The following is a 17,192-nucleotide window of genomic DNA, read 5'->3' as shown; positions in this document are numbered from 1 at the left end:
CCGCACACTAAGGTTGACTAAACATGACTCAAGACACACTCACCAAGATGCGACGCTCCGTGGCGATGGCTTATGTCTTCATGTTTTTTGCTTTGTTTACAGTGGTGAGTGGTGTATTTGCTTACTGGTATGCACGTAAGGTGACCCAGATTGATTATGCCGAAGTCTGGTTACAGGCACAGGCACTCTGGATCATGCGCAATATTGTGATTTATTCAGTACTCGCGATTTTTGCTGCGCTCTGGTTTATTCCATTATTTTTCTTTGCCTGGGATAGCCAACTTTGGGTGAAAGCCTGCACAGTCGCAGGTGTGGTATTCAGCTTTATTGCCATTATTTTCCTCATTAATGCCTGGTTCAAAGGCATCTTCAAATTTTCTCAAAACAAAGCCGTATTCTAAGCTTTCAATTTTTTTTCAGAATTCCCCTTGTAAAGCTGGGTTTAACCCCAATTTTAGACCACAGTCAATATTAAATAGAATTCCGTGAGGAGCATCGCCAGACATGGCTAAACGTGATTATTATGAGGTTTTGGGCGTTTCTAAAACCGCTAGTGATGATGAAATTAAAAAAGCCTACCGTAAGTTGGCGATGAAATATCATCCAGACCGTAACCCGGACAATCCTGAAGCTGAAGAGAAGTTTAAAGAAGCTTCAGAAGCGTATGAAGTTCTGTCAGACAGCGAGAAACGTAGCATGTACGACCGTATGGGCCATCAAGCCTTTGAAGGTGGTATGGGCGGTGGTGCTGGCGGCTTCGGTGGTTTCAGTGCGGAAGATATTTTCAGCCAATTTGGGGATATTTTCGGTGGAGCCTTTGGTGGGGGTGGCCGTGGCCAGCAACGTCAACGCCGTGGTTCAGACTTACGCTATGTGATGGAATTGACGCTTGAAGAAGCAGTCAAAGGTGTTAAGAAAACCATTACTTTTACTGCACCAGCGCCATGTGATGCCTGTGATGGTAAAGGTTCTAAAAATCCGAATGATGTTGAAACCTGTCCAACCTGTCATGGTGCCGGCCAGGTACGTATGCAGCAAGGTTTCTTCTCGGTACAGCAAACCTGTAGTACCTGTCGTGGCCAGGGCAAGATCATTAAGAACCCATGTAATAAATGTCATGGTTCAGGTGTATCTGACCGTCAACAAACCCTGGAAGTTACTATTCCAGCCGGTGTGGACAATGGTGACCGCGTACGTTTGACTGGTAAAGGTGAAGCGATCCGTGATGGCCAATCAGGTGATCTATACGTTGAAGTCGTGGTACGTGAACACGAAATCTTCCAGCGTGACGGCGCAGATCTGTATATGGATGTGCCGATTTCAATTGCGGATGCAGCTTTGGGTAAAGAAGTTCAGATTCCGACACTAGATGGTCGTGTCAGTCTGAAAATTCCTGAAGGTACGCAAACCGGTAAACTGTTCCGCCTACGTGGTAAGGGCGTGAAACCAGTCCGTTCAACCATGCAGGGTGACCTACTTTGCCGTGTTGTTGTAGAAACACCGGTGAACCTGACTGCACGTCAACGTGAACTGTTGAAAGAGTTGCAAGCGACCATGGAAGATGAGGGCAGCCAGTCTTCTCCAAAGAAAAAATCTTTCTTTGATCGTTTGTTTGACTGATCTGGATAGATAAAAAAGGACGCTCAGGCGTCTTTTTTTATGGCTTAAATTCGGAAAAGACGTATAAGTTCATTATTAGATAGAAATAATGAGAAAATTATTCTTTTAATAGTATTGGCTTTTTAAGAAGGATTTATATCCCTCACGCAGAGAAATATAAATCCTGTCATATTATTGCGCTTCAGTTGCTTGAGCTTCTGATGCTGGAGCTTCGCTTGCAGGTGCTTCAGCAGCTTGAACTTCAGATGCAGCTGTTTCAGTTGCAGCAGGAGCTGTTTGTGCTACTTCTTCAGCAGCAAAAGTTTGTGATGCAGCAATTAACGCTACCCCGGCAAAAGTTAATTGAACTAATTTCATATGAATTTCCTTGTATTAAAAATAGTGTACTACTCAGTACACTTGGCAAAAATGTTGACATAAAATGTAGATATTGATGTTTTTTTGTGTGTACTTATGTTTACTAATGTAATTTGATGTTATTTAAATAATTGAAATATAAGATTAATCATTAATCTCATAAAATTGAGCTAGTGGCAAAATATATAAGAAAATGGATTTGTTAATGTGATGTATGTCACATATTTGTATATATAAAAGATGAAATTTAATTTAAATACTAAAAGAAAAACCCCAGCGTCCTGCCGGGGTTTTTCGTATGGGTTCGCTCGGTATAACTCCTGTCGTACCTTACTGTCCTTGTGCTGATCTATTGTTATTCTTGTTTGGAACTTCCTGTTCCTGATGAATTCATCATAGGAAACTTCCAGTATTCTGGGTAGCAGCAAAAGGCCGAGATTAATGTGAGCCAAAGCGTACAAAGAGTCTGGTTTTACCTTTGCCAGATAGAGAAAAATACTTTGTCTTTTAAAACCTCATTATCAGGACATGAAAATCCTGAATTAATGATCTCATCATTTATTTAACTAATAAAATATTATGAATAATCTGGAATATTAAAAGAATTGTTACAAAAACTGGTTCCTATTAAATTTTTAGCAATCATGAGATTATTAAGAAATTGATATATAAAATTAATTTTTAGGCTGACAATCTTACTAAATAGGCAGGATTTAGAAGGTTATTTAATCTGTCAATTCCTCAAAACTTGCAGAACTTTTTCTAATTTGTAATCCTTGCGACCAAGGGTGTCTAGCTGAGCTAAGGCAGGTATTTGTTGTAGTCGGGCCGCTACAACTGATAACAGGTGCCTATATGTTTAATTTAAAGATTTTTAATAAGATCTCTACTGAAGTCTTGACCTTAAAAAATGATCTGGAGCTGAATTCCGAGATTCAACTTATCACTAAATATAAAACATCTATTTGTGAAGATTATAAAAAAGCGATTATTTTGATCTTTAAAGAACGTGGATATACCAGCTTGGAAGTTGGTCAACTACTTGATGCTTAATCCTTAAACATTCCTAAATTTAAGAAAGTATGGATTTACCTTTCCATTTACCCAAGCAATCCATCGCTCTTCATTGAAAATAATGCCATGCGCTAAGGGCATATGCTTCAGTACGCGATGATGGGTATTTAGTTCAATAATATCAGTGGTACTTATATGGCTGAGGCGGTCAAATTGGAGTTGCAATATATTTCCCTTAAATGCAAATGATCTAAATATGAAAAATCAAGATCATACTTATTATGGATAAATATTTTTTATCTTATTAAATTCAATTATTTATAATTAAAAATTAATTCTTATTAACTAGAATTTTCTTTAAATGAGTTTATCTCTGACTAAGCATTTAATCATTATTTCTCTAACAGAATTATTTTTCTTTTTACTCGTCCATAAAATATTGTTTATATGGACTGCATATCAAAATCCCTCATGACCTTCTTTAATTCTTTTCATTGATTTTTATGCGATCAATCTTAGTGTTATGAGCGAGTTTTGCTATAGTAAGAGCAATTTCGAATCAACATCAGGACTATGTTATGTCAGCGACACCACGCATTGGGATTTTAGGTGCAGGCGGCCGTATGGGACGCATCCTTATTCAGGCGGTGAAAGAAGCCGGTTACCAATTGGCAGCAGCTGTTGAGCGCCCTGAAAGCTCACTCATTGGTGCAGATGCCGGTGAACTGGCTGGCGTAGGGAGCTTGGGTGTAAAGGTTGTCGGCCATCTTGAAGAAGTGGTCAAAGACTGTGACGTGGTGATCGACTTTACAGCACCTGCTGCGACGGTGAATCATCTTAAAATCTGCCGTGAAAATGGCGTTGCGATCGTGATTGGTACTACTGGTATGAATGACGAACAAAAGGCTTATCTGGATGAATCTGCAAAAGAAACACCAGTGGTCTATGCAGCGAACTATTCAGTTGGTGTGAACGTTTCGATCAAACTGTTAGAACTTGCTTCTAAAGTCTTTGGTGATACGGTCGATATTGAAGTGATCGAAGCGCATCACCGTCATAAGGTAGATGCGCCATCAGGTACAGCTCTTATGATGGGTGAGGCGATTGCTGGAGCACTGGGTCGTGATCTGAAAAAAGATGCGGTATATCATCGTGAAGGGCATACGGGTCCTCGTGAACGTAAAAGCATTGGTTTTCAGACCATTCGTGGCGGTGATATCGTCGGTGAACATACTGCAATGTTTATTGGCGAAGGCGAGCGTGTTGAAATTACGCATAAAGCCACCAATCGTATGAACTTTGCAGCGGGTGCCGTACGTGCCGCAGCTTGGGTCGTTGGTCGTGATGCGCGTAAATATGACATGAAGGACGTACTTGGTTTTAACGATATTCAAGTATAAATTTTCGTCAAAATCCTATATAAAAATAACTTAAAACTAAAATAAGATGACAATGGAATGAAGAAATTAATATTAATGGCGTGTGCTGTAGCCTTTGCCGCTACAGCACAGTCGACCTCTGTGCAGAATGCCAAGCTCAGCATTAATAAAAATAATATTAAAGTCTGGACCTATCAGGATGAGCGTAATCCTGTTTTTCTCTATAAAGCCGAAACCACCTACAATGTTCCGATTGAGAATGCCGTCTCTTTAATCCTGGATGTTGATCATGCAGTGAAATGGGTGCCTTATATGGGCAGTATCAAGGTGCTATCCCGTGATGATAAAAAAGGCGATTTTACCCTGTATATGGTGCTGGATTTTCCATTCCCTTTAAAAGACCGTGATCTGATTGTGCAAGGCAAAATGATCAAGGATGCCAAAGGACAGATTACGATCAAAAATAAAGCGATTCAGACCGGTTATGCTCTAAATCCGAATTATGTACGTTTGACTGATTATCAGGGAGACTGGACTTTCCAGAAACTGGCGAATAACAAGGTCAAGGTATCTACTTATGGTTATGCCAATCCTGAAGGTTCGATTCCTTTGACCTTTGTGAATATGTTTGTGCAGCAGCAGCCTTATCAGATGCTGCAAAAGATGAAAACCGAACTGGCTAAACCTGTGACAACGCCTGTGTTACCTGAAGCTTTACGTTAAATAGCCAATAAAAAAGTCCGCATCAGGCGGACTTTTTTATGAGGGAAATTTTAAGAGCATTGCTGCGCAGTTATGTCTTGCTGTGGAACCAGTTTCATTTGAATCACGACCAGAAGCAAAGCAACAGCACTGAGCCCAGCACCGGCAAATGAGACAGCACTATAGCTAAGTCCCAGATTTAGCACACTGGCACCCGCAATTGCCCCCAAAGCATTACCGAGGTTAAAAGCACCAATATTTACTGAAGAGGCCAGTCCAGGCGCATCATAAGCCACGGACATGACTCGCATCTGTAAAGGTGGGACCACGGCAAAGGCAGCAGCACCCCAGATGATTAATGCCAGACCTGCGCCAAGAGCCGTGCTTGCCAGAATCGGGAAGAGCAGCATCATCAGCATGAGCAAGATTAAAAAACCAATCAGGGTTTTATCTAAGGATAGATCTGCAAACTTGCCACCCAGATGATTACCAATCGAGAAACCTACTCCAATCAGTACAAGCATTAGGGTAATTAATGCCGGTGAGGCTTGAGTAAAGCTTTGCAGACTTGGCGCAATATAAGTGTATAGGGCAAACATGGCCCCCGCACTCATCACGGTAGTCAATAAAGCTAAAACAACAGGCAGGCGGGTCAGGACTTGCAGCTCCTGCCTTACATCCGGTTTCTGACTGCTTTGGCCTTCAGGCAAGGCTTTCCATAGGGAGAACATGGTCAGCAAACCAAGCAGGGAAATACCCAGAAAAGCCATACGCCAGCCGATATGTTGTCCTATCCAGGTTGCCAGTGGCACCCCGCCAATATTGGCAATGGTCAGGCCCATAAACATCATGGCTACAGCGCTGGCCTGTTTATCTTTCGGAACGACACTGGCCGCGACAACCGAACCAATTCCGAAGAAAGCACCGTGGTTCAGGCTGGTAATGATGCGTGCCCCCATCAGCCCCAGATAATTAGGCGCTAATGTCGCCAGAATATTACCAATCGTAAAAATCGCCATCAGTAAAATGAGAGACTTACGTTTGGAATAACGGCTTAACCACAGGGTCATTAGCGGTGCACCTAGCATTACCCCTAAGGCATAGGCACTGATCAGCATCCCGGCACGAGGAATCGAAATCTCCAGATCACGGGCGATTTCCGGCAAAAAACCCATTGGAGAAAATTCAGTGGTACCAATTGCAAAGGCACCAACTGCCAGTGCAAGCAAAGGAAAATTAATTTTCATGGTTTCTGTTTAATCCCAGATAGGCGCAAGCTGGTCCGGATCAACCTCACGGCCATTGCGCTCCAAGGTGCTGATCAAAGCCATTTCTTCCTGGGTCAGCTGTATCTCCTGCGCTGCCAGATTGGCAAGCAGATGTTCACGTTTGGTTGAAGATGGAATCACCGCAAAGCCTTTTTGTAAGGCCCAAGCCAGTGCAATTTGTGCAGTCGAAGCCTGATGCTGGGCAGCAATTCCTTGCAGGACAGGATCATTTAGCACTTTGCCATAGGCCAGTGTCATATAAGAGGTGACATCAATCTTCTGAGATTGTAGGAAATTGACCAGACGCTGATTTTGTAAATAAGGACTGAGTTCAATCTGGTTAGTGGCGATATGCTCCAGACCAATCGTATCAATGGCTTGTTGGGTCAGCTCAATATTGAAATTGGACACACCGATATGCTCTGTCAAACCTTGCTGTTTGGCTTCTAATAAAGTCTGCATCAGCTCAGGAATTTGAACGCCTAAGCGAGGAGCAGGCCAGTGAATGAGCGTCAGATTGACTGCATCGGTACGCAGTTTATGCAGGCTTTCTTTGAGGCTTGGAATCAGTTTGTCAGGTGCGTAATGATCTGTCCAGATTTTGGTGGTAATGAACAGCTCGTTACGATTGACCTGACTTTCTGCAATGGCCTGACCCACTTCCGCTTCATTGGCATAAATCTGTGCCGTATCCACGGCGCGATAACCGACTTCCAATGCTGTTTTGACTGAATCAATGACGGTCTGTCCAGACAGGCGAAAGGTACCAATACCAAATTGAGGAACAATATTCATAGCTTTAATCTTTAAGTATTTTCGATGCTGAGTATTTTGTGCTTTTTATTGTTGCGAAAAAATAGCTGAATTTGCAAAATATTATTGACTGAAAATCAATAAAAGAGTGACAAATGAAATCAACGATTGAAGAGCTACAGGCTTTTGTCACTATTGTGGATAGTGGTTCTATCGTCATGGCGGCAGAACGTTTAGGCCAAACGACTTCTGGTGTCAGTCGGGCGCTGCAACGTCTGGAAAATAAATTAAATGTCACTCTTTTAGAAAGAACCACACGTAAACTCAAACTGACTCAAGAGGGCCAGCTATTTCTAGAAAAGGCGCGCAAAATTCTCAATGATTTGGCAGAAGCTGAGGATGCTTTGCTGAAATCAGATAGTGATACGTCAGGATTGATTCGGGTTGATTCAGCGACACCTTTTGTGCTGCATGTAATCGTGCCGCTAATTCAGGAATTTATGCAGCGCTATCCCCACATCGAAATTGAACTGAATAATCATGATCAGGTGATTGATCTGCTGGAACATAAAACCGATGTCGCGATCCGCTTTGGAGAACTGCATGATTCCAGCCTGCATGCCAGATTATTATGCCGCAGCCGTTTGTATATTGTGGCTAGCCCTGAATATTTACAGCAAAAGGGCAGACCGCAATCAGTGGCAGATTTATCGGAGCATACTTTGCTGGGATTTAGTCAGCCTACGCATTTGAACACCTGGCCGATTCAGCTGAATGGCGAACCTATCATTGTAAAGCCAAAGATTAGAGCACCCAATGGGGAAACTGTCCGCCAATTGGCTTTATATGGGGTGGGTATTACTTGTCTGTCACGCTTTCTGGTTGAGGATGATTTACAGGTGGGTCGTTTAGAGGCACTATTTGAAGACCAGATTGAGCTGCATTATCAAAAAATTCATGCAGTCTATTACCGTCAGGAGCATCTGCCTAAACGGGTACATCTATTCATTGAATTTTTGGCTCAGAAGCTGGCTAAATATTTATAAACCAATTGTATTACAAATACAGCCCTAAAAAAATCTGCCCTAACATGAGGCTAGGGCAGATCTAGATTTACTAATGATTGGTACAAATTAGAAATCGGCTTTTAGTACGATCCGGTAACGGGCTTTACCTGAGTGCAGACGTTCAATCGCCGCATTAATTTCCGACATTGGGAATAACTCAATTTGTGGCGCAATATTTTTACGTGCCGCAAATTTCAATAACTGACGTAAAGCTGCTGGCGAACCTGTTGGCGAGCCAGTCACAGATTTAGCACCACCAATCAGTGAACCTGCAGAAATTTGCATGGGTTCCAGTGGTAAGCCCAGCATATGTACTGTGCCATTTGGTGCCAGTGTTGACAAATAAGCCTGCCAGTCTAGTGTGACATTTACAGTACTCATTAATAGGTCAAATTTACCACGGAGCGTTTTAAGCGCTGCTGGGTCACGACTATTCACTACATGGTCTGCACCCATGGCTTTCAGCTCATCGGTTTTATCCAGATTCGAAGTAAAGGCGGTAATTTCACAACCCCAAGCTTTCAGCAGCTTGATCGCCATATGTCCCAAACCGCCAATACCAATCACACCGACGTGGTGAATAGCCTGAATCTGATGTTTCAGAATCGGATCAAATACGGTAATCCCGCCACAGAGCAGGGGGCCGGCACTTTCCGGGTCCAGATCTTCGGGTAAGGGAATTGCCCATTGCCAGCCAGCACGGACTTTATCTGCAAAACCGCCTGCATGACCCACAATGGTTGCAACCTGACCTCCGGTACACAGCACTTGCTGACCTGAAATACAAGGATCGCAATGTTGGCAGCTTTCCGCAGTCCAGCCAATACCGACACGTTGACCTACTTTTAGACCTTTGGCTTCAGAACCCAGTTGCGTAATGGTGCCAATGACTTCATGTCCGGCCACCACAGGATAGACTGAAGATCCCCAGTCATTATTGAGTACTGAAATATCAGAATGGCATAGACCGCAGTATTCAACTTTCACTTCAACCTGATGCGGCTGAAGTTCACCCGCATCAAATTGATAAGGTTCCAGAGCGGCGCCGGCAGACATTGCGGCATAAGCGTGAATGGTATTATTGGACATAGATTCAGCTCTTATTTGAATGGGAGGATATTGTTTTAAAGTGACAGTGATTTTCATGGTCATCGACCATGCCGACTGCTTGCATAAAGGCATAACAGATCGTAGGACCGACAAACTTAAAGCCTGCTTTTTTTAAGGCCTTGGACATGTTCTGGCTTTCAATAGTTTGTGTTGGAGCCTGACGATAATCTGCCACATCATTATTCAATCGGGGCTGCTGGGCAAAGGACCACAACCATGTGACCATATCAATTTCTTGAGATTTAAGCTGTTGCCAGGCCCGGGCATTATCGCGAATCGCAGTCAGTTTACCTATATGCCGGATTAGACTAGCATCTTGCAGTTTTGCGGTGAGTTGCTCATCTGTAAATGCGGCGATGGTTTCAATAGAATATTGAAAGAAATGTTTGCGATAAGATTCACGTTTTCTGAGTACGGTAATCCAGGCTAAACCGGCTTGCTGCCCTTCCAGACACAGCATTTCAAACAGGCGTTTTTCATCATGCAGTGCCTGTCCCCATTCCTGATCATGGTAGGCAGTATAGAGAGGATCATTAGAGCACCAGCCACAGCGTTGGATCGTCAAGGGATGCTCCTTTTTCCTAGTTTATAATTTAAATGTCGTCCACTGATCTTGCTGATTATCCCAGTAGGAGAGTTCTGCCTGCTGCAGATCACTGAACTGGATCCATATATCCTTACCACTTTTATCGGCATAACCAGTACTGATCAGAAGCGCCTCTTCGGTAATTTCCATGATCCAGCCCTGATAGGTCTGGCCATTGAGCACGATTTTCTGTTGATTGCCTGATTCAGCAAATTCGACCAGACGGTTGATCAACGCTTCTGACATGTAAACTTCCTAAAATTAACGTAAATATGGATAAGGGTTAACAACACCACGGCCCTTACCATTTAAATAGAGACCATAATGCAGATGTGGCGCAGTATGCCGGGCATTGCCAGTATTACCGACATAACCAATGACATCGCCCTTTTTGACATAGTCACCAACTTTCAGGCCACGCTTATGACCATCCAGATGTGCATAATAATGCCAGGCACCACCTGGACCCAGAATCCAGACTACTTTACCACCCAAATTGTTATTCCGTAAATCCGCGATCAGACCAGGCGTCGCACTGCGAACCTTGGTTCCACGTGGAGCCAGAATATCAATGCCCTCATGCAAACGGCCACTACTACGCGAAGCTCCCCAAGTATCTTTCAATTCACGAGCCTGGACCCGATCTACCGGAATCGGCAGAGAAGAGGGCATACGCATATGATTCAGTTTTTTGACCAGTGCCGGATTAAGCTGAACCGCAGAAGGATGTTTCGGTGCGCTATTACACGCCACCAGAAATAACATCACCAAAGAAAGTCCGACAAACGCAAGAGAATGGCGCAAAATATTTATCCTTAAATGAGGCCAGTATGATTCTTCTTGTTCCAGACTATGTCATAAATTTACGGTAGAAATCAATTTTTTCATGGCGGTTGGAATACCTGCATTGACTGCAGTTTCCGGGTTCATCCAGATGCCTTGTAACTCAATCGCCAGATGTTCCTGCTGATCTTCATCGACTGCAAAAACCATGGCTTCAAGCTGCCAGGTAAAATGGGTGAAACTGTGGCTGATCTGGGCTTTTTGTACGAGATTTTTCAGACCGAGTTGCTGGCACAGTTGTTCAAATGCATGAGTATCTTCAATAATGGGCAGACACCAGAGCCCGCCCCAAAGACTACTATTAGAACGTTGCTGCCATAGCCATTCATCACCTGACTGGATCAACAGCACTTGAGCTGCTTTCACCGGTACCGGCTTTTTGACTTTTTTAAAGGGCAATTCATTTTCCAGACCCTGCTGATGTGCCTTGCAATGTTGCTGCATTGGACAATACAGGCATAAAGGCTTTTTCGGAGTACAGACGGTCGCACCGAGATCCATAATCGCCTGGGTATAGTCATGATTCCGCTCAACCGGACATAATTGTTCAGCAAGCTCCCACAAGGCACGTTCATGAACCGGTTTAGACAGATCATCTTCGATCGCAAAAAACCGTGCCAGCACCCGTTTGACGTTGCCATCCATGATTACGCCGTACTGACGTAAACCTAAAGACATTAAGGCTCCCGCGGTTGAGCGGCCAATGCCGGGCAGGGCGATCCATTCTTCCAGGCTCGTCGGGAAATGGCCCTGACTTGCCACAATACCGGCTGCCTTATGCAAATTGCGGGCACGAGCATAATAGCCCAGCCCCGCCCAATAGGGTGCGACTTCATCCCAGGAAGCTGTACCGAGGTCCTGTACCGTCGGAAAACGCTGAATAAACCGCTCAAAATATTGCAACACGGTTTTGACCTGAGTCTGCTGTAGCATGATTTCAGAGACCCAGACCTTATAGGAATCATCAGCCACTTGCCACGGCAAATCATGGCGGCCATGCACATCAAACCATTCTAAAAGGGCATCTGAAAATACAAACATGAAGATAGAACGAACTGAAAAACGAGGCCTAGTATAACTGAAGAGACCCAGCTAAAAGATGAAAAGTCTGCTAAAACAGCAAGACTGAAAAAGAGTAAAAATGAATAAATGGAAGGGACAAGTGAACACTTCGAAAAACATTCACTCGGCAAAAAAATTAAATTCTTATTCTTCAATGCCCCAGCGTGCATCCAGCTTTAATACCTTGCCTTCATAACGCGGGATAATATGAATGTGCAAATGTTCTGATTTTTCCTGAAATACTTCACCATCATTAAACCCGACATGAAAACCCGAAGGCTGATAGCGTAATTGCAGTTCATTACGAGCCTGTTCGAGTAAGGACATCATACTTTTACGTTCTTTATCTGTGATTTCAAAAAATGACGCCACATGACGTAATGGAGTAACTACATAATGTCCTTTGGACAGCGAGTTGGGTTCAGGTAACACGACAGCAAAATCATTTTTAGCCAGAATATCGTATTCGTCAAAATTACAGTACGGGCAGTTATTTTCAGTCATGATATTGGCTCCTTTCATTGAATTTATTTTTTTCATGTATGACCCAGCTCGATCATGAGCCAGATCAATTTATCTGTTATCAAGCGAGTTGTCGTGCCAGTAATTCATACATGGCAGCCAAACTTTGTTTCTCTGCTTCAGCATTGTAGCCCAGATCTACACCATTGGCCTTGGCGCGCTCATCCGCAAGCGGGTTGCTAAATCCATGCTTGGCATTTTCAAATACAATCACATTATGCTCGACCTTAGCCGCCTGCATTTCTTCTTTAAAGCTGGCGACATCATCCAGACTGACCATACTGTCCTTTTCACCATGTAGAACCAGAATTTCTGCCTGTACTTGGCCTTCTTGTGCAGGTGCTTTAGGAGACAGGTTTGCATGGAAAGTAGCCACAGCTTTTAACGGTGCATTTGAGCGAGCCAGATCCAGAGCCACTTTACCGCCGTAGCAGAAACCAATCGCAGCCAGTTTTTCCGGATTGACTTCATCCTGTGCCGCCAAAGTATCTAAAGCAGCTTTCGCACGGTTCACAATAGTGTCCGGATCTTCAAACGTCTGCATCATCCATTGATAGGCTTGATCAGAGTTGGCGGTCACTTTCTTGTCACCATACATATCAATTGCCAGCGCTGCATATCCATGTTCCGCCAGTTCACGGGCACGCTGTTCAGTATAGTCATTGCGGCCCCACCATTCAGGTGCCACAATAACACCTGCCACAGGTGCATCAGTTTCTGGTGCGGCAAAATAACCAATCAAAGTGCTGCCATCCTGAGCAGTATATTGAATTTCGCGGGTCTTGATTGCTGCCATGCTGAAGTCCTCTATTGTTGTTGAATATTTTGATTAAACTATAAAATAGCAAAACTGCTATGAATATACATGAAAACCGCCAACTAATTCGTTTCTCATCAGTACAAAAAAAGAGAGGCAAATAATTTGCCTCTCTTTTTAATTTTTAAAATTAAAGGAATTTTTATTTAATAATTTCCAGTAGTTCGATATCAAAGATCAGGGTACTATTTGGTTCAATAATATCTCCCGAACCAATCTGTCCATAGGCCAGATCAGCAGGAATAAAGAAACGGTATTTAGCACCGACTTTCATGAGCTGTAAGCCTTCTGTCCAGCCAGTAATCACCTGGGTGGTACGGAAATCGACTGGCTGCTGGCGGGCAATCGAACTGTCAAAAACGGTACCATCAATCAGGCGACCTTCATAATGCACGCGGACATTACTGTTAGCACTTGGTGATTTCCCTTTACCTTCTTTCAGCACCAGGTATTGCAGACCAGATTTGGTGGTTTTAACGCCGGGCTTTTTGGCATTTTCCTGCAAGAAGGCTTTGCCAGCTTTGGCATTTTCTTCAGCTTTCTGTTTCAGCACAATCAGTTCTTTGGCATCACTTTGACGTTTATACTGAGTCAGCACTTGTGTCATTTCTTCATCGCTTAAACTGGATTTTTGTCCAGCAGCGGCTGTCTTTAAGCCCTGGCTAAATGCATCTAAATCAAGATCCTTTAAAGTGTCTGCATTACTGCGACCCATCAGATAACCAAAGCTGTAGCCAATCTTCTCAGCTTCACTACTTGTATTATTGATCTCTTTAGCAAAAAGGCTGCCTGAACTGAGCAGCAAAACCATTAAACTGATTTGTATTTTCATTATCAATTCTCAAAAATAAAGGAGAGCTGATCGCTCTCCCTATTTGTATTATTTTACTTCGATTAATTCCACATCAAAAATCAAAGTGCTATGCGGAGGAATCGTACCAGGAACGCCCTGTTCACCATAACCCAGATTTGACGGAATATATAGAGTTGCCTTACCGCCTTCTTTCATCAGCTGCAGACCTTCAGTCCAGCCTGGAATGACTTGATTTAATGGAAACTCGATCGGTTCACCGCGTTCTACTGAACTGTCAAATACAGTGCCATCTACCAGTTTACCAGTGTAATGTACTTTCACAATTGAAGAGGCTTTTGGCTGTTTACCTGTACCTTCTTTAGTGACTTGGTACTGTAAGCCGGAAGCAGTTGTTTTAATGCCTGCTTTTTTCGCATTTTCAGTCAGGAAAGTATCACTTGAAGCTTGAGCTTGTTTTGCACTATCAAGCTGCTTTTGTTGCATTTCTTTCTGGAACTGCTCATAAGCTGCTTGTAATTCTTCTTCCGTATAGGCAGGTGCAGAACGCGCATGTCCTTCACGTACACCGGTCACAAAACTGTTAATGTCCAGCTCAGGAGGAGTCTGATGCGCCACTTCATAACCGAGTGCATAGCTGATTTTAGAGACAGCAGAGGCATCTTTAGATGCTTTTGTAGTTTGAGTAGCAGGGTTTTGAGTTGCATAGTAAACAGGTACTAGCGCGGCACCGCCTAAAAGAACAGCGACGGCAATCGGTAAGGCCTTACTCATGTATTTGTCCAATCTAATGTTATCGTTGAGGTTCAGTCCATCTTAGCAGAAAATTTTAAGAAATCTTGTAGAACGGGTGGTTTTTTAGCAAGTGAATACCTGCATTTGGTACGACTCAAAAAAGAAAAAACCAGCAATGATTGCTGGTTTTTTGGGAGCTATCAGATTAGCTGGTTTTGGCTTTCGGCTTATAACTATACGTATAATCATAGCTATAGCTGCCACCGGCTGAACGCTGGATATCGTTCAGGATCAGACCATTGACAGTACTGCCAGCCTGTTTAAAACGGTTTACTGTAAGCGCCAGTTCCTTCATCTGGGTTTTTGCATAGCGCGCTACAACCAGATTGAGTCCGACGTATCGGGATACAATGATCGCATCCGTAACAGCCAGTACCGGTGGAGTATCAATGATAATATGATCATAGTGTGGAATCAGTTTTTGCAACAATTCCTGGAAGCGTTCTGAATTCAGAAGCTCGGCTGGATTAGTTGCATTTTCACCACAGCTGATGACATTTAAGTTCGGCACATTGGTGGTTTGTACCACTTTATCCAAAGACACGTGTTCATTCAGATATTCAGTTAATCCATACTGGTTATCCAGATTAAAATATTTGTGTATATGACCACGGCGCAGGTCTGCATCAATGATCAGTACACGCTTATTTTTCTCTGCCATGATGACTGCCAGATTGCTGGCAACAAAAGATTTTCCAACTTTTGGTGCTGGCCCTGAAATCATCATGATATTGTTTTTGGCCTGAGTCAGGGCAAAGTGGCTCGCTGTACGAATGCTTCTTAAGCTTTCAACTGCCATATCATCACTGTGTTTCAGTGCCAATAAGAAAGGCATTTTTTTCTTTTTCAGTAATTTCAGGCCAGGCTTCTGAACAGTAGAGTGAGCGATATTGGCATAGACTGGAAGATCCAGCTGGTATTCGATCTGACTGCTATCTTTCACACCAGACCGTAACATGTTACGGAATAATACCACCAGGATGCCCAGGAAAATACCAAAGCAGAAGGTTAAAAATAAAATCAGTGGCTGTTTCTGTTGAATCTGGTCAACTGGCTCAAGTGCGGTATCAATAATATGAACATTACCGCTTTCACCTGCTTTAGCAACACTCAGTTGCTGATAAGAATTTACTAGATTGGTATACAGTTGCTGTTTCACCTCAACATCACGAGATAGTTGTAAATACTGGCGTTGAATCTCTGGAATATTTTTAAGTGTTGAATTCAATTCACGAATCTTGCCATTTACTACGCGAAGTTGGGCGGTAATTTCACGCATGGCTGGATGGGCAGCTGCATACTTGGCACCTATTTCCGCCTGTCTCTGTTCAAGTAGAGCTCTTTGTGATTCTAAATTAACACTTTGATTTAAATATAATTCTGACTCTCTGGTGATATCAACAGTATTATATTTTTGGCGGAAGCGATTGAAGGCAAACTCTGCATCATCAAGCTGTTTCCGTAGATCAGGCAATTGTTCATCCAGGAAAGCCAGTGTTCGTGCAGTGTCTGTTGAACGGCGTGTAATATTATGCTGGCTGTAAACTGCTAAAATCGTATTCAGGACTTTAGTAATGTGCTGTTTATCTTGACCCTGATAGCGAAGTTGCAAAACGCCGCTCAGATCACCTTTTTCTGTAATCGTATAATTGGCAAGAATAGAATCGATCGCTGCAGGCAATGAGAGCTTTTTCACCTGATAGCTGTTATCAAGATTATCTTGAGTAAAGATGGCAATTTTCCAGTCACCCTGTGCAGCTTTAGCCTCAACCGGCTGGTTTAATGCGCCTTGAAAGACGATTTCTTCGGTCAGTGGATTGATCAGGCTAAAGCTCTGTTGTTGAAATTTCAGCAGCAGATTTTTATCCAGATAAGCTACAGGGACTTCAAACTGACGGATATCAAAACTTTTTTGACCATCTTTAAAGCGTACAGTTTCGGTCTGATATTCAGTTTGAGAAGTTCTGCCTTGAATCAAACGGTTAATAAAAGAGTCTTCGGTGCTGGCAATATGCAGATCCAGATTTAAACGGTCAATTACGGATTCGAGAATCGTACGTGATTTTAAAACCTCAATCTCGGCATTGGATGAAGACATCTGACTCACAATGCTGGATAGGCTACCAAGTAAAGCAGCTGAAGAGCCTCTACTTTCTTCGACCTGGACGATTGCATCAACCTTATAGTTAATCGCTGCGGTACGTATGTAAAGCAGCACTACAATCAGGCTGAGCAAACCACATAGCAGGATGAGCTTCCATTGCGCGAGCAGGGAAAAGAACACCCCTTTTAGGTCAATCATATTATCGGTATTGTTATTTTTGTTCATAATTTTACTATCTAAAAGTTTAAAAGTGATTTTTCCAGTCATTGATGCCGTTTTGAATTAACTCAAAACGGCATCAATGACTTGCTGCCCCTGCGAGAAAGGATCCTCAATATTCTGTTTTTTTATCCTCTCTGAGTATGTCGAGTCCGCTAAAGAC

Annotated in this window: 19 protein-coding genes; 6 read left to right on the top strand and 13 right to left on the bottom strand. The window is 43.1% G+C overall.

What is annotated here, in order from left to right:
- Positions 1–23 precede the first annotated feature (23 nt).
- Both AC4MBN_RS14290 and dnaJ read left to right on the top strand, forming a co-directional pair.
- Entirely contained in the window at positions 24–401 is a 378-nt protein-coding gene (locus tag AC4MBN_RS14290; protein WP_341121036.1) for a hypothetical protein, read from the top strand.
- A gap of 103 nt (positions 402–504) precedes the next feature.
- Positions 505–1,620: a molecular chaperone DnaJ gene (gene dnaJ, locus AC4MBN_RS14285; protein ID WP_034703346.1), complete on the top strand. Its 1,116-nt coding sequence runs from the start codon at positions 505–507 to the stop codon at positions 1,618–1,620.
- A gap of 171 nt (positions 1,621–1,791) precedes the next feature.
- On the opposite strand, the gene AC4MBN_RS14280 is transcribed toward dnaJ, so the two are convergent.
- Positions 1,792–1,977, bottom strand: a complete 186-nt coding sequence (locus tag AC4MBN_RS14280) for a hypothetical protein (protein WP_004780424.1) — start codon at positions 1,975–1,977, stop codon at positions 1,792–1,794.
- 855 nt (positions 1,978–2,832) lie between these two features.
- On the opposite strand from AC4MBN_RS14280, the gene AC4MBN_RS14275 reads away from it, so the two are divergent.
- The 3 genes from AC4MBN_RS14275 (at position 2,833) to AC4MBN_RS14265 (ending at position 5,093) form a co-directional block, all read left to right on the top strand.
- A complete protein-coding gene (locus tag AC4MBN_RS14275) occupies positions 2,833–3,030 on the top strand; it encodes a hypothetical protein (RefSeq protein WP_104426834.1) in 198 nt (65 codons plus the stop codon).
- 539 nt (positions 3,031–3,569) lie between these two features.
- On the top strand, positions 3,570–4,391 hold the full coding sequence (gene dapB, locus AC4MBN_RS14270; protein WP_034704877.1) for a 4-hydroxy-tetrahydrodipicolinate reductase: 822 nt from the start codon (positions 3,570–3,572) through the stop codon (positions 4,389–4,391).
- A gap of 57 nt (positions 4,392–4,448) precedes the next feature.
- Entirely contained in the window at positions 4,449–5,093 is a 645-nt protein-coding gene (locus AC4MBN_RS14265; protein WP_491880437.1) for an START domain-containing protein, read from the top strand.
- Positions 5,094–5,143: 50 nt separating this feature from the next.
- On the opposite strand, the gene AC4MBN_RS14260 is transcribed toward AC4MBN_RS14265, so the two are convergent.
- Positions 5,144–6,319 carry an MFS transporter gene (locus AC4MBN_RS14260; protein WP_491880436.1) on the bottom strand — a complete coding sequence of 392 codons (1,176 nt, stop codon included), beginning with the start codon at positions 6,317–6,319 and terminating at the stop codon, positions 5,144–5,146.
- A 9-nt stretch (positions 6,320–6,328) separates the two neighbouring features.
- A complete protein-coding gene (gene dkgB / locus AC4MBN_RS14255) occupies positions 6,329–7,135 on the bottom strand; it encodes a 2,5-didehydrogluconate reductase DkgB (protein WP_491880435.1) in 807 nt (268 codons plus the stop codon).
- A 113-nt stretch (positions 7,136–7,248) separates the two neighbouring features.
- Here dkgB and AC4MBN_RS14250 point away from each other — a divergent pair, with 113 nt between their 5' ends.
- Positions 7,249–8,139, top strand: coding sequence for a LysR substrate-binding domain-containing protein (locus tag AC4MBN_RS14250; RefSeq protein ID WP_491880434.1), 891 nt, complete (start codon positions 7,249–7,251; stop codon positions 8,137–8,139).
- 87 nt (positions 8,140–8,226) lie between these two features.
- On the opposite strand, the gene ahr is transcribed toward AC4MBN_RS14250, so the two are convergent.
- The 10 genes from ahr to AC4MBN_RS14200 all read right to left on the bottom strand — a co-directional run bounded on the left by ahr (position 8,227) and on the right by AC4MBN_RS14200 (position 17,035).
- The gene (gene ahr, locus AC4MBN_RS14245) at positions 8,227–9,249 is read right to left on the bottom strand and encodes an NADPH-dependent aldehyde reductase Ahr (RefSeq protein ID WP_491880433.1); all 1,023 of its coding nucleotides are present in this window, start codon (positions 9,247–9,249) and stop codon (positions 8,227–8,229) included.
- A 4-nt stretch (positions 9,250–9,253) separates the two neighbouring features.
- Positions 9,254–9,835, bottom strand: coding sequence for a DNA-3-methyladenine glycosylase I (locus tag AC4MBN_RS14240; RefSeq protein WP_491880432.1), 582 nt, complete (start codon positions 9,833–9,835; stop codon positions 9,254–9,256).
- Positions 9,836–9,856: 21 nt separating this feature from the next.
- Entirely contained in the window at positions 9,857–10,102 is a 246-nt protein-coding gene (locus tag AC4MBN_RS14235; protein ID WP_180014478.1) for a hypothetical protein, read from the bottom strand.
- Between the two features lie 15 nt (positions 10,103–10,117).
- Complete coding sequence (locus AC4MBN_RS14230; RefSeq protein WP_491880973.1) at positions 10,118–10,621, bottom strand: M23 family metallopeptidase; 504 nt, start codon at positions 10,619–10,621, stop codon at positions 10,118–10,120.
- Between the two features lie 90 nt (positions 10,622–10,711).
- Positions 10,712–11,740 (bottom strand): A/G-specific adenine glycosylase, encoded by a 1,029-nt coding sequence (gene mutY / locus AC4MBN_RS14225; protein ID WP_491880431.1) that lies wholly within the window; start codon positions 11,738–11,740, stop codon positions 10,712–10,714.
- Positions 11,741–11,905: 165 nt separating this feature from the next.
- Entirely contained in the window at positions 11,906–12,265 is a 360-nt protein-coding gene (locus tag AC4MBN_RS14220) for an HIT family protein (RefSeq protein WP_005233203.1), read from the bottom strand.
- A gap of 79 nt (positions 12,266–12,344) precedes the next feature.
- Positions 12,345–13,079 carry a dienelactone hydrolase family protein gene (locus tag AC4MBN_RS14215; RefSeq protein WP_312309103.1) on the bottom strand — a complete coding sequence of 245 codons (735 nt, stop codon included), beginning with the start codon at positions 13,077–13,079 and terminating at the stop codon, positions 12,345–12,347.
- Between the two features lie 163 nt (positions 13,080–13,242).
- On the bottom strand, positions 13,243–13,932 hold the full coding sequence (gene bamJ / locus AC4MBN_RS14210; RefSeq protein WP_005233205.1) for a BamJ family beta-barrel-assembly machinery protein: 690 nt from the start codon (positions 13,930–13,932) through the stop codon (positions 13,243–13,245).
- A gap of 48 nt (positions 13,933–13,980) precedes the next feature.
- A complete protein-coding gene (gene bamJ / locus AC4MBN_RS14205) occupies positions 13,981–14,685 on the bottom strand; it encodes a BamJ family beta-barrel-assembly machinery protein (protein ID WP_125279709.1) in 705 nt (234 codons plus the stop codon).
- Positions 14,686–14,851: 166 nt separating this feature from the next.
- On the bottom strand, positions 14,852–17,035 hold the full coding sequence (locus AC4MBN_RS14200; RefSeq protein ID WP_491880430.1) for a polysaccharide biosynthesis tyrosine autokinase: 2,184 nt from the start codon (positions 17,033–17,035) through the stop codon (positions 14,852–14,854).
- Positions 17,036–17,192: the final 157 nt, after the last annotated feature.

This window comes from Acinetobacter sp. CAU_H_60, assembly GCF_058599385.1.
This window is presented reverse-complemented; position numbering and strand designations above follow the sequence as displayed.

Bases quoted from the DNA above. Each gene is read 5' to 3' on its own strand.
- AC4MBN_RS14290 (WP_341121036.1), top strand. From the start codon at position 24: ATGACTCAAGACACACTCACCAAGATGCGACGCTCCGTGGCGATGGCT.
- dnaJ (WP_034703346.1), top strand. From the start codon at position 505: ATGGCTAAACGTGATTATTATGAGGTTTTGGGCGTTTCTAAAACCGCT.
- AC4MBN_RS14280 (WP_004780424.1), bottom strand. From the start codon at position 1,977: ATGAAATTAGTTCAATTAACTTTTGCCGGGGTAGCGTTAATTGCTGCA.
- AC4MBN_RS14275 (WP_104426834.1), top strand. From the start codon at position 2,833: ATGTTTAATTTAAAGATTTTTAATAAGATCTCTACTGAAGTCTTGACC.
- dapB (WP_034704877.1), top strand. From the start codon at position 3,570: ATGTCAGCGACACCACGCATTGGGATTTTAGGTGCAGGCGGCCGTATG.
- AC4MBN_RS14265 (WP_491880437.1), top strand. From the start codon at position 4,449: ATGAAGAAATTAATATTAATGGCGTGTGCTGTAGCCTTTGCCGCTACA.
- AC4MBN_RS14260 (WP_491880436.1), bottom strand. From the start codon at position 6,319: ATGAAAATTAATTTTCCTTTGCTTGCACTGGCAGTTGGTGCCTTTGCA.
- dkgB (WP_491880435.1), bottom strand. From the start codon at position 7,135: ATGAATATTGTTCCTCAATTTGGTATTGGTACCTTTCGCCTGTCTGGA.
- AC4MBN_RS14250 (WP_491880434.1), top strand. From the start codon at position 7,249: ATGAAATCAACGATTGAAGAGCTACAGGCTTTTGTCACTATTGTGGAT.
- ahr (WP_491880433.1), bottom strand. From the start codon at position 9,249: ATGTCCAATAATACCATTCACGCTTATGCCGCAATGTCTGCCGGCGCC.
- AC4MBN_RS14235 (WP_180014478.1), bottom strand. From the start codon at position 10,102: ATGTCAGAAGCGTTGATCAACCGTCTGGTCGAATTTGCTGAATCAGGC.
- AC4MBN_RS14230 (WP_491880973.1), bottom strand. From the start codon at position 10,621: ATGTTATTTCTGGTGGCGTGTAATAGCGCACCGAAACATCCTTCTGCG.
- mutY (WP_491880431.1), bottom strand. From the start codon at position 11,740: ATGTTTGTATTTTCAGATGCCCTTTTAGAATGGTTTGATGTGCATGGC.
- AC4MBN_RS14220 (WP_005233203.1), bottom strand. From the start codon at position 12,265: ATGACTGAAAATAACTGCCCGTACTGTAATTTTGACGAATACGATATT.
- AC4MBN_RS14215 (WP_312309103.1), bottom strand. From the start codon at position 13,079: ATGGCAGCAATCAAGACCCGCGAAATTCAATATACTGCTCAGGATGGC.
- bamJ (WP_005233205.1), bottom strand. From the start codon at position 13,932: ATGAAAATACAAATCAGTTTAATGGTTTTGCTGCTCAGTTCAGGCAGC.
- bamJ (WP_125279709.1), bottom strand. From the start codon at position 14,685: ATGAGTAAGGCCTTACCGATTGCCGTCGCTGTTCTTTTAGGCGGTGCC.
- AC4MBN_RS14200 (WP_491880430.1), bottom strand. From the start codon at position 17,035: ATGAACAAAAATAACAATACCGATAATATGATTGACCTAAAAGGGGTG.